The organism is Agarivorans sp. 1_MG-2023, assembly GCF_030548385.1.
Taxonomy (GTDB): domain Bacteria; phylum Pseudomonadota; class Gammaproteobacteria; order Enterobacterales; family Celerinatantimonadaceae; genus Agarivorans.
Genome location: NZ_JAUOSJ010000003.1, coordinates 334591 through 347163 on the forward strand (window position 1 = coordinate 334591; position 12573 = coordinate 347163).

Consider the following 12573-nt stretch of genomic DNA (forward strand, 5'->3'; position numbering starts at 1 on the left):
TCCAAAAAACACATCGATATCTTTGCTCTCATATCAATGTGTTAGTCAATTAAATAGGGCGCGAAGTATACATTAGAGATAGGTAATTGAAATACCGCATTGCTTATATCTACTATACGTCCTGTGTAAACTATTTGTTCCTAGTTAAATGGATCGCTGTATTTCTCATCGGCCAGCATATCGTGGTCGCTTAGGGTGTTTAAAAACGCGATAAGAGCTTGTTTTTCATCTTCGCTAAAGTTGAATTTTACGGCTTGGCCATCTGAGCCTAAAAGTGGGGCTCTTAAGTTGGGGTGAAGCTGAATGCCGCTGCTGTAGTGCTCTATTACTTCTTCCAAGTTGGTAAAACGGCCATCGTGCATATAGGGCGGGCGAATGGCGATGTTACGTAGCGATGGCGCTTTAAACTTACCGTTATCGTTAGCTGTGCCGGTGGTTTCTGCAATACCTAAGTCGTCACTAGATTCTGCATCTATCCCGTTAACGGTTGATGTAGTCGTACCTACTGGGCCATTTGGTATAGGGCCAACAAAGGCTTCGCTTACATGGCACCCAGCGCAGTTGACGCTGTCACCATTTTCAAGCTCTCTTGGTAGAAGGAAAAGATCTTTGCCGAGGTTTTCTTGAGCGCTAAAACCGGGGAAATCCAAGCGTGGAGATTGTACTTCGGCTCTAGCGAGATCGTATTTGGCGGTGGTGCTTACCATGCTTCTTATAAACTGCGCCAAGGCTTTTGATATGCGCTCACTTGAGATGCTTTGGTCGCCAAAGGCATCGTTAAATAGTGTGGGGTAATAGGTTTGATTAGCCACTATTTCCTCTAGCTCGGCTAAAATAAGCCCCATTTCTACTGGGTCTTGAAAAGGCATTAAAACTTGTTCTTCTAAGGTGGCAGCACGTTCGTCCCAAAAGAAGCTGCCGCTAAAGTAAAAGCGCGCATTGACTATGCTCATCGAATGGCGGCGGGTTAGCTCACCGTTAAAGCCTTGGCTAAGTACCTTCGGATCGGCAAAACCGTGCTCGGCTAAGTGGCAAGAGGCGCAGGCCGTAGTGCCATTAGCACTCAGTTTTTTATCGTAAAACAATACTCGGCCAAGGGTAGCACCAGCATCGGTTATTGGGTTGTTTACCGGGGTGTTGTCGAATTCGATAGCGGCATGTTGAAACTGAGATTCTACGGGAAAATTGTTTTCGGTGTAGTGAGTCGGTAGCGCAATGTTAGCGTAATTAAAGTGTTCACTGGGTAAGTTGAGTTCATTTTCTGGCTCGATAATCGGTGGAGTAGTCTCTGAGTCATCGTTGTTGCTGCTGGATTCACTTCCACCACCACATGCGCCGAGTAGTAAAACTATGATTAGTTGTAACGCAATGTGCTTGTTCTTCACTGAAATGTACCTTAAAAATCCTTTTTTTTAACATAACAGTTGCTGTGTAAAGATACGTAAACCAGCGCAAACTCTATTAATAATGTGACGTGTTTCCGCAAATTAGTGGGCTGTATTCGCCAAGCGCTTTTTGCGAAACCAAAGCCTGCTTACGCTAAACAATTTTGCCGGGTGATATTCCCATCACTCGTTTAAAGGCGCGCGAAAAGGCGGCTTCAGAGTTGTAGCCCAGCTCTTCAGCTAACACCATTAAAGGGATGCGTTGCTGCTTTAAGCGTTGGTGAGCTAAGTTCATTCGCCATTCAGTCAGATAGTTTTTAACGCTGTTACCAATAAGCTGGGTAAAGCGAGCAGAAAAACCAGAGCGCGACATGCCACATTCTTGCGCTAATGAATCTACTGTCCAATTTCGTTCTGGCTGGTGGTGAATGGCGCGTAAGGCAATGCCTATGTGTTTGTCGCGTAGCGCGCCTAACCAACCTTCGCTGGCTTGGGGGGATTGCTCAATCCAATGGCGAATGAGCTGAATCACCAGTATGTCGGCCAGGTGAGTAATAATGGTTTCTCCACCTGGCCTTAGCTGCTCAGCTTCAGAGGAAATAAGCGCCAAACTACTACTTAACCAATCTTGGTGTCCCAGCTCGGTGTGTTGCAATACCAGCACTGGCGGTAGCTGCTGAATAAGCCGCTGGGCAGCCAGTAAATCAAAGCCTAGTACTCCGCAGGTTACCTCGGTGAGTTCGCCCGTTTGGTTAATCTTAAGTACTTCATAACGCTCACTTATCCGTTCCACGCCGGCATCAAACAGCGGCGTGGGAGTAAGTTGTGGATCGCTGCTTAGGCTATGGCCTTTGCCATGGGGCACCAATACTAAAGTCCCTTGCTTAAGTCGCTGAGGTGCTAGGCCCTCTATGCTCAACCAGCATTGGCCTTTAGTTACGATATGAATCATTAATTTACCCGGCAGAATAGGCATGTCGAGTGACCAGTCGCCACGCACCGTTGAGCGGCAATATAGGCTGCCATCTACGCGTAGTTGGTGCAGAGTCTCGCCCAAAGGATCGTTGGCTTGTGGAAATACCGGTGTGTTAACCCTGGTTGCTGCTTGCATAGAGATTATGACTATTTAGGACGAATGGTTAAAAATTGTAGATGTATAAGCATTAAGTATCCAGTTTTAACGCGAGATACTAAGCCCGTGGATGAGCCACTACTTACTTATTTTTACTAGGAGCACCCAAATGACTTCACACACAACCTTGATTGTTGGCGTAAACGGTAAAACCGGTCGTCGCGTAAATAGTTTATTAGCAGAGGCAGGGCGCCTTACCCGTGGGGTATCTCGCTCTACGTCTCCCTCTTTTGATTGGTTAAACCCTAGCACTTGGCAAGCCGCTATGCAGGGCTGTGATTCAGCGTATGTATGTTACCAACCCGATTTAGCAGTACCCGCTGCACAAGCGGCGATTGCTGAGTTTATTGAGCATGCAAAACAAGCCGGCATTCAACATATTGTTTTGCTCTCGGGACGCGGGGAAGATGGCGCGGTTGCTGCCGAGCGACAGTTAATTAAAAGCGGCTTAAGCTGGAATGTAGTGCGCGCAAGCTGGTTTTCGCAAAACTTTAGCGAAGGCTTTTTAATTGAGTCGGTAAACAGTGGCCAAGTGGCGCTACCACGCGCAGATGTACTAGAGCCTTTTGTTGATGTAGACGATATTGCTGAAGTGGCGGTAGCGTGTTTAACCCAACCTGCATTACACAATCAACTGTTTGAGGTAACCGGGCCCGAGCTATTGAGTCTACGAGAATGTGTGGCGATGATCGCTAATGCCAAACAACGCCCCATTGAGTTTGTTGAACTGAGCGTAGAACAATTTGTGGGCGCTTTAAAACAACAGCAATTCCCAGACGATATGTTGTGGTTAATGAATGAGTTATTTAGCGAAGTAATGGATGGCAGAAATAGCCACTTGTGTCATGGGGTCGAGCAAGCGCTTGGGCGACCCGCTAAATCATTCGCAGATTACGTAAGCGCAACAGCAGCACAAGATATGTGGTCATAATTAGTGCCAGCCAGTGGGGAGCAATGTGCTGTTTGGTATCGTTCCTTACTGACTTACTAAGGAGAATGTTTGGGCTTAGCGCGAAGAGCAGGCGCAAAGGCTAGGTATTCAAGGCGTTGATAACTGGGTTAATAAACATAGGGCAACTATGCTCAATACATGAAAAGCTTTCTCTTTAGATTACGCGCTGGCTTATTGCTTACTTGCCCTATAGCGATTGCCTTCGCATTTCCCTTTGTTATGCCGTTGATTCACTCTAGCGAGTTTTATGGTCATGGCAGTAATGCCGCGGCCTACAATATTCAACTGAACAATGGTGAGGCCTTAAGTGACTATCAAGGGCGCTTCACTTATTTGTTTTTGGGCTTTCAGGGCTGCAGCCAAGCTTGTCCTCGGCAACTTCTCAACTTAGCCGCACTGGCTAATTCAAATCAGCTCAAGCAGGCACAGTTTCTTTACGTAGACCTAGTAGCAGGTTCGGCGTCCAATGTCGTGGCCGAGCATGCTTTAAACAATGTGCTGTTTCGTCAGGTGGCTAATTTTCAGCAGGCCATAGAAGTGTCTCAGCAATTTCCTGGGTATGTTGCAAGCAACTTCGATGCTCAAATTGTCGATCATTCGGCTTATCTGTATTTGCTCGATCCTCGTGGTGAGGTAAGCCTAGTTTATACCCAAGTTAATCTTGAAATAGACAAAGTAATACAGGATTTCAAACAATTACAACAAGGTGAAATACTATGAACGCAAACCCTGCGCAATTAGCAGATAAGCAAGTGCTGTATATCTTATTGGCTCACCTTCCGGTAGTGGGACTATTAGTGCCGATTGGTTTTGCCAGCCATGGTTTTGCCTTAACGATGTCGATGCTGATATCGATTATTGCGTTACTTAATTATGCGTATTTGCGCGGCAGTCGAGTGTCTTCATGCATTAACGCGATGCTGTTAATGGTGTATTCCATGGTGATGATTCAAGCCCAGCTTGGCCGATTGGAGATGCATTTTCATATTTTTGCCGCCCTTGCATTTGTGCTTATTTATAAAGATTGGTTACCGGTAATTGCTGCCGCGGGCATAATCGCCGTGCACCATCTCGTTTTTACTTATATGCAGTTGAGTGGCGTAACAGTGGCAGATGTTCCATTGATGATTTATGCCACCGGCTGCTCTTGGGGAACTGCTATTGAGCATGCGGCCTTTGTGGTATTTGAAAGCGGGGTATTGGTGTTTTATGCGATTAATATGGCCAAAGATGCCAAGGTGTCCAATTCAATCATTGTGGCGGTAGATAAGCTAGCCGCCAACAAAGATTTAACGGCGACTATCGACAGCAACAAAGAGCACCCCACGGTTATCGCTTTTAATACCTTAATTAGCGAATTCAACGCCTTATTTAGCGACTTAAAACAATCGATTGTGGATATTAATGGTTTGGTGAGTGGGCTAAATCAACAAAGTGCTGAGACTAAAAACGTTGTATTACAGCAAATGGAGCAGAGTGATTCGGTAGCCAGTGCATCGGTAGAATTATCTCAAGCTGCACGAAATGTATCTGATAACGCAGAGCATGCCGCAGGCGCTGCTGAATCGGTAGAGACACAGATTAAGTCTGGTTCGCAGCAAGTGGGCGAGTCGGTGGAGGCTACTCAAACCCTGAATAAACTGCTGAGTGAATCTGAGGTATATACCAGACAGCTGAACGACAACGTTCAAGGGATTAATGCAGTGATTGAGGTGATTAAAGCCATCTCAGAGCAAACCAACTTATTGGCCTTAAACGCTGCCATTGAAGCCGCTCGAGCCGGAGAATTAGGCAGGGGCTTTGCCGTAGTGGCCGATGAGGTGCGGGCGCTGGCTGCACGCACACAAAAGTCTACTGGAGAGGTGAATCAAATAATCGACACGCTACAAACGAATGCTTCACAAGTGGTTGATTCAATGCAAAAAGGCTTAGTGTATTCTGACGAATCCAAAGCCAAGATAGAAACAGGTGGCAGTACTTTATCGTTAATTAATCGAAGCGTGAGTGACATGCGCGATGTGAACGCACAAATTGCTAGCAGTACTTCAGAGCAAACTGACGCATGTGATCAAATTGAACGAAGCATTAATGAGATTAGAGATAAGAATGAAACGCTGATGGGGCAAAGCCAGTTGTTAGCCGAAACGGCCAGCACAGTTGCTAATACTCTGGCATCGTTAGAGCAGCGTGTTGCTGTGTATCAAACTCAGCTGTAATTTATTGGTAAACGGCAAAGGTATAGGCCTTTGCCGTTTATTATCGCTACTTAGTTAACGGAATTAACTGCGCTTGCTGCTGTTCAGGAATACTGTTTAGCATGGCAATAGTAAGCGATTCTTTGCTCTCTTTTTCGCTTTCGGTTAGCTCGGCAATGGCATTTTCTGGCAACTTGTACATGGCACCTGTTGCTGGATCTACGATTAACATGCCGATTAAGCCGCCAAACAAAATGTTACCAAAATACCAACCGTCTACACTGCTTTTAAGCTCGATAATTTGTTCTTCATAACCTTCTTTATTAAATACTAGCTGGTAGGTTTCGCCTTTAAAAAAACCAGCAGAAGCATTTAAGGTAAGGGTTTCTGGTGTTTGTCCATTCTGAACTGTTACTCCGGCTCTGTTTTTAATAGAGAAACTGGCTTGGCTGGGAGTAGAATCAATAGCGACTAAATACTTACTGTCACTAACGATACTTGAGCAGCCTGACGCTAATAGAATAGAAAGGGCTATAACACTTTTCTTAAGCATGGATATTTTTCGTCCTTGATGTTTATAGGTAAAACTTAGCAACACTAATCAAGCCAAATAGAGAGCACTTAGCCGCTGCTACGTTTGGGTATATAGTAGTAAATTGGTACAACTATTTATCTTTTGGTTGGCCAATTTGATGTTAGGGTGAGGATTTTAGTGTTTTTATACTATAAATCTATGTAAGTTTACGCTGTATCGTGTAAATGTGAGCTAAGCCACTGTTAATGTCTGTGACATTAAGTTGATGTAAACAAAAGGGAAAAACTATGTATCAAGGAAGTTGTTTGTGTGGGGCTATTCAAGTTGAAATATCGGGAGGTATCAATTCAATTATTCATTGCCATTGTTCTTTATGTAGGAAAAACAGTGGCACTGCATTTGCTACCAATGGCTTTGTGGCGACCAAAGGATTCAAAGTGTTAAAAGGGGTTGAAGGTTTTGGTCACTATCAAACCTCTCCTGGGAAGGTGAGGCATTTTTGCAAAGTATGCGCATCACCTATTTATAGTTCTAACCAAGCGGATCCTAGTCGCTTAAGAATACGCTTAGGCATGCTTGATTCGGCGATAGTTGAGCGGCCAATATCACACAACTTTGTTAGCTCTAAAGCTAATTGGGAAGACTTAGATGCAGACCTCATTCGTAACGATGCGTACGAGGACTCGCGCTCTTAAATAAGATGAGAAGTAGTGACTAGTTAGCGCCATCGTCGAGCAGTTTAAGTAATTCGTTCACCAACCAAGTAGTGAGTTTACTGTCTGGGCTATCGCAGCGTTTTACTATGCCAATTTCAAACTTCATATTTGCTAATAGTGAATCACAATGCACCACTTGAATGGCATCCTTTATCCAATCATTTTGTGCAATATGCTTGGGTACAAAGGCCCAGCCTTGGTTTTTGGCCACCAACTCACTAATTAAGTAGTAGCTGTCGATATACCAATGGCTGGGGCTAATAGGAACAGAGCTACCTAGACCAGCACGGTTACACTGCACTAACTGCCGATACTGTTGTAGGTCCTGATAACGCAGTGACTCTAGTTCAACTAAAGGGTGCTGTTTACCCACAATTAGCGCTAATTCAAAATAGCCTAACGAGCCAAACATCACGTTGTCTGGCAAGGCTTTTTGACTCAGCATTAAGCCAATATCTAGCTGTCTATTTTCTATCGCCGCCGAGATGTCGTCTTGGGTACCGTTGGTTACGGTTAGCTGTAGGTAAGGAAACTGCTCGCCTAAACGCATAAACATCGAATGAATAGCTTCAATAGGAATCGCTTCATCAATGGCAATTTTTAAGGCGATTGGCTCTTTATTGGCGGCGGTTAAAGCGCGCGACTGTAACCGATGACATTGTTCTAATACCTGTTGAGCCTCAGGCAGCATTTGTTGACCAAGCGCGGTAAGAACCGGCAGCTTGGCGCTGCGATCGTAAAGCTCGAAACCTAAATCGGCTTCTAAATTAGCAATAGCGCTGCTAATTCGTGACTGTGCTTTACCTAGTTTGCGAGCAGCAGCCGAAAATGAACCTAATTGTGCTGCACTTACAAAGGCTTGTAGCTGGTCAATGCTCCAATTCATGCTTACTCACTTTAGTTATCTATCCGGTATTCGGATAGAAGCTAACTCTTATGTATCTTTAAATCAACTATAATGCTCGGTCTTAACCTTGAGTGAGTGGCATGCAGCAGTCTATTTCTATCCCTAACGAGCAATCGGTAAGTGCCAACTTTTGGCGCTTTGCTATTCCGTCTGTAGTGGCGATGTTAGTGAGTGGCTTGTATCAAGTTATCGACGGTATTTTTGTAGGGCATTATGTGGGCGCGCAAGGGCTTGCAGGCATTAATATGTCTATTCCCGTTATGGCGCTAGTTACCGGTGTGGGCCTAATGATTGGCATGGGCGGCGGCAGTATGTTGTCGATGCATCGAGGAGAGAACAACTACCGAGCCTGCCAGAATAGTTTAGCCTCAGCCTTGTTGCTGGTGGTGCTATTGGGGTTGCTGATAAGCATAGTGCTGCAGTTTGGTGACTCTCGCTTAATTGCTCTGCAAGGCGCAGAGGGCGAAGCGCAAAACATGGCGCAGCAATATTTGGGCATTATGTCGGCCGGGGCGTTAGTGTCTATCGCAGCCAGTGCCTTGCCATTGCTGGTTCGAAATGACGACAAACCCAATTTGGCCACCTTGTTTATTGTGCTGGGCGCATTACTGAACATTGGGTTGGATTACTTGTTTCTCGCGCATTTTTCTATGGGCTTACGCGGCGCAGCTATCGCAACCTTAATCGCCCAGTCGGTCACTAGCTTATGTTGCGTGCATTACTTTTTCTCAGCTCAGGCTAATACGCCATTAAAAGGCAGCCGTTTTGAATGGTCTAGTGCATCACGCATGTTACAGCTGGGGTCTTCTAGCTTAATGATGTTTGTGTATTTTGGTTTTGTGATGGCCTTGCACAATAAGTTGTTTATGAGCTATGCCTCGGCCACCCATGTAGCGGCTTTTGCCATAGTGGGTTACCTCGGCAGTGTGTATTACTTCTTTGCTGAAGGCGTCGCTAGTGGTTTGCAGCCGCCAGTAAGTTATTACTTAGGGGCAAAACAAATCAATAAAATTGCTCAAACCGTTACCTTAGCGTTTTCGGTGACTGTGGGCTCTGGTATAGCCATTGTGGTGCTTCTTAATCTCTTTCCAGAATGGTTTATTGCGGTCTTTTCTAGTGGCGATGAAGCCTTAATGCAAGCCAGTAAAGCCGGTGTGCGTTTGCACTTAGCGGGCATATTCTTAGATGGTTTTTTGTTTATCAGCGCAGTCTACTTTATGGCAGTGGGCGAGGCGAAAAAAGCGCTATTTGTATCGGCGGGAAACATGCTAGTACAGCTCCCATTTCTATGGCTATTACCACAATTGATGGGCGTAGCAGGCATTTGGATTTCGGTGCCTTTGTCTAATTTAGTGCTTAGCGCAGTGGTATTGCCGATGTTGTATTTTAATCTGCGCGATCTGCAGCAAAAGGCTGAGCCAGCGCCGAGTTTGGTCTGTTTAAACTCGTAGACCCCAAGCGCTTAGGTCAAAGCGCTTGGACAGTAAGCGCTATAAACACCCAACAAACACAGAATTAACGTTTTAATTTAAAAAGGAACAGCAGTAAATGACAGGGAAAAGTCTTGCCAAATATGAACAAGAATTGAAATGGTTGGCGCTTGCCTTAGGTATTGTAAGTACCGTGGCCGCTGTGCAAGATTGGTATCCACTCACTATTTTTGTCAGTTTGCCATTTTGTTTGATTTGGATTTATTGCGCGTGGTTGCATAGCGAACGTCAGCTTAAATACATTAACATCATTTTCTCTATTGTTTATGTCTACGGCATTGTGCGTTATTTTTTAGTGGGCTAACTCGCATCCTGCAGGCTACTGGTGTAGCGTAGGCACATCTTTTGAATTGTATGCGCTACCCGCTGAGTAAATATGGATATTAAACAGTACATTGATTATTTCGACGACATTTCAGACTTAGCGCGCGAGCAGCAATTTACTTTGCTGGAGCAAGCAGTTGAGAGCATTAATGCCCGCTTTTCGTTTCCAATTTTTATGGTAATTCGCTACTTGGTGCGTATTGGGTTTATCGCTGTATTAAGTGGTGGAACATTCCTTTTGTTTGGCTATTCAAGCTGGTTATTGCTTGTGTCTATTGTTGTGGCCTTGCTAGGTGCTAGGCTGCTTATAACTGAAATTACCGATTCACTTATCTCGAAAGCCCTTAAAAACATAGTCAGCAAGAATTAGTGTCTTAACGCTGCTATTCCTTACTTACTTCACCGTTACTAGTTAACACGAAATATTGATTATTCTGATTTATATCAATTGCTTAGCCTGCTTGTTCTAGTAGTCTTTTGAGACTTTTGTAGCCTCAAGGAATAGAGCAATGAGCAAGTGTGGGCAATGTCGCCAATTTACCCGAACTCCCGACAACCAAAAAGATCTGTGTGGCGCGTGGGAACAGCCTACCTTAGCCACGCGAACCGCCTGCGATTTCTTTATGCCAAAAAAAACACATCGTCATCCAAGGGCATCTGCGAGTGAATCCAGCACTTAATCTGGGGATGCTTGCGTTGTTTTAGACAGCTGTTGTTCAATACTGTTTAAGCATACTTTTACGCTTAGCGGCAGTTGATTGCTGTAGGGGTGCAGGGCATATACAGAGTTATTGTTAAGTTGGTACTCGGGGAATACTTCTACCAACTGCTTGCTTGCCATCGCCTCATGAAAATCGGGCACTAAGCCAATACCTGCACCGTCTTTAATTAGCGATAAGCAGCTATGAAAAGAGTTACTTATGCAGCGCGCTGTTGCTTTGAACTCAAAAGGTTTAGCGTGTTTAGCGCTAAATTGGTGAGAGATATGTTTGCCTTGCCACGCATTGGCAATATAGCTGGCATTCTGAATGGTTCGCCCATTCATATAGCGGTGATGCGCGCACAACACATCTCTAAACTGGCCTATGCGCCGTTGTTTTAGGCTACTTTCTTTGGATGGCCCTACACGAATGGCTAGGTCGATGCCTTTAGCAAATAGATCCAAATGCAGATCACTCGCCACTAACTCTGGCTCTAGTAAAGGATGCGCCTTTAATAGCGCTGCAATTGCCGGTGTTACTAAGCTTTCCATGAGTGCATTAGGTGCGGTTATGGTTATTTTTCCGCTAGGTTCTTCAAGGCTTTGCTGGGCATCTAACCAGGCGCTTTCGGCCACGTGATTAAGCTGTTTACAGTTTTGATAAAAAGCTTGGCCTGCTGCGGTTAAAGTTTGGCGGCGAGTTGTGCGTTTTAGCAAGCTAACGCCAAGGTCTAGTTCAAGTGCCTTTAGGTGTTGGCTAATCACCGACTTAGATAAATCTAAGCTCTCTGCAGCAGCGGTAATCGACCCTGCTTCTACAATGTGCGCAAATACCGACATTTGCCGTAAACGGTTCATTTTATTGTTCACTTAAATTAAACAGTGTTTGTGAATATAGCTGTTTTTCTGAGTGAGTTGTAGGGCTAATCTTGTTCGTGTATTTCACATAGAGAGCAAGGAATTATCATGTCAGACAATCACATTCTAAAAGCGTGTCAATTAGGCATTACCGCATGGCAAACAGCATTTAACCAACAAAACGCTGCGGGTTGTGCTGCGCAATACAATGAAAATAGCGTAATGACAGCGCGACCTTTTGGTGTATTTGAAGGTCGCGAAACGATTCAAGCCTTTTGGCAAAATCTAATTGAGCAAGGCTTTGCTCAAGTGGAGTATAGCGATGTTAAATGGGAAGCTTGTGGTGATAATGGCTACACTTTAAGCTCAAGCTGGACCATGAATAAAGCCTTTGGCGTTGTTCACCGCGAACATTGGGTGGTAGAAGCTGATGGTGCGGCGCGAATGATTAGTGACGAATTTGAAGTACAAGGCGAACGTTAAGCGAGCATAAGAATGTTAATCAGCAATCACCGTTTATTGATTAAAGACCCGCAAGCATCCTTGGATTTTTATCAAAACGTCTTAGGCATGACACTGGTACATCAAACTGAAACAGAGCAGTCTCAGCATTACTTTTTGAGTTTTGCTGAACCACAGCAAACCAGCCTAGAGCTAGTGAATATGCCTGATGCTGATTTTAGCGTGGCGGCACAACCTAATGCTGAAGAAGGCTATTGGAAGTTTTCGATTGCGGTGCCTTCGTTAGATGCGACACATGCGGGTTTACTTAAACGAGGTGTGGCGGCTGGTGATTGCTTTAACATTGCAGGCTTAGCCTACCTTTGTCACTTTAACGATCCCAATGGCTATAGTATTGAACTGGTGCAGCAGCGTTTGTTCGAACATTCGCCGCCATTGTCTGAGGAGCTGTTAGCCGCTACAACAATTCAGCCAGTGGCAAAAGGCGCGACATTTAACCTCTCTACCTTGCGAGTAAAAGACGCTAATCACAGCCTCGCTTTTTATCAATCTTTAGGCATGGAGTTAGTGTATCGCTATCGTTCTGACGCGCGAGCAATGACGTTATACTTTTTAGTGTTTAAAGGTGACGAGGCTTACCAACAACTCAAGCAGAGTCCCAATATTGCCGAAGCACTTTGGCAATATCCCGCTACAGTATTGGAGTTACAGCAGTTTGATGGTACCGATCTTAACTTAGAATTTGCATATCGAGTAGGCCCACAAACAGGCTTTTTAGGCTTAGATATATATCGAGGCTTAAGTCATTCAAGCATAGGGCAACAGCGCTTCCAGCTTGATGCCAAGCAAACTCCTGTTGAGACCTTAATCGACCCTGACGGATATTTGATTCGCTGCTTTGATTAAACGCTCAACAC

The 12573-nt window shown here is 44.9% G+C and carries 15 protein-coding genes; 10 read left to right on the top strand and 5 right to left on the bottom strand.

Annotation, left to right across the window (positions count from 1 at the left end; genetic code table 11):
* Positions 1 to 140: 140 nt before the first annotated feature.
* Entirely contained in the window at positions 141 to 1385 is a 1245-nt protein-coding gene (locus Q4592_RS05875) for a cytochrome-c peroxidase (RefSeq protein WP_303511026.1), read from the bottom strand.
* Between the two features lie 154 nt (positions 1386 to 1539).
* Positions 1540 to 2496, bottom strand: coding sequence for an AraC family transcriptional regulator (locus Q4592_RS05880; RefSeq protein ID WP_303511028.1), 957 nt, complete (start codon positions 2494 to 2496; stop codon positions 1540 to 1542).
* Positions 2497 to 2626: 130 nt separating this feature from the next.
* Here Q4592_RS05880 and Q4592_RS05885 point away from each other — a divergent pair, with 130 nt between their 5' ends.
* From Q4592_RS05885 to Q4592_RS05895, 3 genes are all read left to right on the top strand, one after another.
* Positions 2627 to 3448 carry an SDR family oxidoreductase gene (locus tag Q4592_RS05885; RefSeq protein ID WP_303511032.1) on the top strand — a complete coding sequence of 274 codons (822 nt, stop codon included), beginning with the start codon at positions 2627 to 2629 and terminating at the stop codon, positions 3446 to 3448.
* Positions 3449 to 3607: 159 nt separating this feature from the next.
* Positions 3608 to 4189: a hypothetical protein gene (locus Q4592_RS05890; protein ID WP_303511035.1), complete on the top strand. Its 582-nt coding sequence runs from the start codon at positions 3608 to 3610 to the stop codon at positions 4187 to 4189.
* Positions 4186 to 5685, top strand: a complete 1500-nt coding sequence (locus tag Q4592_RS05895; RefSeq protein WP_303511038.1) for a methyl-accepting chemotaxis protein — start codon at positions 4186 to 4188, stop codon at positions 5683 to 5685. The genes Q4592_RS05890 and Q4592_RS05895 overlap by 4 nt, the downstream gene beginning before the upstream one ends.
* Positions 5686 to 5731: 46 nt before the next feature.
* Here the strand turns inward: Q4592_RS05895 and Q4592_RS05900 are convergent, their stop codons facing one another.
* Positions 5732 to 6217 carry a hypothetical protein gene (locus Q4592_RS05900; protein ID WP_303511040.1) on the bottom strand — a complete coding sequence of 162 codons (486 nt, stop codon included), beginning with the start codon at positions 6215 to 6217 and terminating at the stop codon, positions 5732 to 5734.
* A 269-nt stretch (positions 6218 to 6486) separates the two neighbouring features.
* Between Q4592_RS05900 and Q4592_RS05905 the strand changes: the two genes are divergently transcribed.
* Positions 6487 to 6894: a GFA family protein gene (locus Q4592_RS05905; protein WP_303511043.1), complete on the top strand. Its 408-nt coding sequence runs from the start codon at positions 6487 to 6489 to the stop codon at positions 6892 to 6894.
* 19 nt (positions 6895 to 6913) lie between these two features.
* Here the strand turns inward: Q4592_RS05905 and Q4592_RS05910 are convergent, their stop codons facing one another.
* Positions 6914 to 7801, bottom strand: coding sequence for a LysR family transcriptional regulator (locus Q4592_RS05910; protein WP_303511045.1), 888 nt, complete (start codon positions 7799 to 7801; stop codon positions 6914 to 6916).
* Between the two features lie 101 nt (positions 7802 to 7902).
* Here Q4592_RS05910 and Q4592_RS05915 point away from each other — a divergent pair, with 101 nt between their 5' ends.
* From Q4592_RS05915 to Q4592_RS05930, 4 genes are all read left to right on the top strand, one after another.
* Positions 7903 to 9273, top strand: a complete 1371-nt coding sequence (locus Q4592_RS05915) for an MATE family efflux transporter (RefSeq protein WP_303511048.1) — start codon at positions 7903 to 7905, stop codon at positions 9271 to 9273.
* Between the two features lie 97 nt (positions 9274 to 9370).
* Positions 9371 to 9616 (top strand): peptidase, encoded by a 246-nt coding sequence (locus tag Q4592_RS05920; protein ID WP_137671691.1) that lies wholly within the window; start codon positions 9371 to 9373, stop codon positions 9614 to 9616.
* A gap of 72 nt (positions 9617 to 9688) precedes the next feature.
* A complete protein-coding gene (locus tag Q4592_RS05925) occupies positions 9689 to 10006 on the top strand; it encodes a hypothetical protein (protein WP_303511051.1) in 318 nt (105 codons plus the stop codon).
* Positions 10007 to 10145: 139 nt separating this feature from the next.
* Positions 10146 to 10316, top strand: coding sequence for a hypothetical protein (locus tag Q4592_RS05930; RefSeq protein ID WP_303511054.1), 171 nt, complete (start codon positions 10146 to 10148; stop codon positions 10314 to 10316).
* Here Q4592_RS05930 and Q4592_RS05935 read toward each other — a convergent pair.
* The gene (locus Q4592_RS05935) at positions 10313 to 11194 is read right to left on the bottom strand and encodes a LysR family transcriptional regulator (protein WP_303511057.1); all 882 of its coding nucleotides are present in this window, start codon (positions 11192 to 11194) and stop codon (positions 10313 to 10315) included. The two genes, Q4592_RS05930 and Q4592_RS05935, sit on opposite strands and share 4 nt — an antisense overlap.
* 108 nt (positions 11195 to 11302) lie before the next feature.
* Between Q4592_RS05935 and Q4592_RS05940 the strand changes: the two genes are divergently transcribed.
* Positions 11303 to 11677, top strand: a complete 375-nt coding sequence (locus Q4592_RS05940) for a nuclear transport factor 2 family protein (RefSeq protein ID WP_303511060.1) — start codon at positions 11303 to 11305, stop codon at positions 11675 to 11677.
* A 12-nt stretch (positions 11678 to 11689) separates the two neighbouring features.
* A complete protein-coding gene (locus tag Q4592_RS05945) occupies positions 11690 to 12562 on the top strand; it encodes a VOC family protein (protein ID WP_303511063.1) in 873 nt (290 codons plus the stop codon).
* Positions 12563 to 12573 lie beyond the last annotated feature (11 nt).